Source organism: Opacimonas viscosa, assembly GCF_024199005.1.
GTDB classification, from domain to species: Bacteria; Pseudomonadota; Gammaproteobacteria; order Enterobacterales; family Alteromonadaceae; genus Opacimonas; species Opacimonas viscosa.
Window position 1 is genome coordinate 1 of record NZ_JANATA010000385.1, and the last position, 223, is coordinate 223.

The window sequence follows — 223 nt, forward strand, 5'->3', positions numbered from 1 at the left end:
TGTCGCTAGTATGACTTGATAATCTTTGCCATATTCATCGAGCTCCTCGAACTTACTAATACAATTTATCAAATTCTTTAACTCTATACCGGCTGTTTCAGGCGTATCTATCATCAAAAATTTCGGGAAAGACACATCGTCATTTTTAAGTGACAAGTGCATGAGTGTAAGGTAATACATAAGACGAATAGAAACCCTAGAGCTTGCTTCCCTGTATTCTCCT

General features: G+C 37.2%; 1 protein-coding gene. It reads right to left on the reverse strand.

Annotated features, from left to right (window positions below; genetic code table 11):
• A partial coding sequence (locus NLF92_RS14010; protein ID WP_254102884.1) for a hypothetical protein occupies nt 1–180 on the reverse strand: 180 nt, incomplete at its 3' end.
• Nucleotides 181–223: the final 43 nt, after the last annotated feature.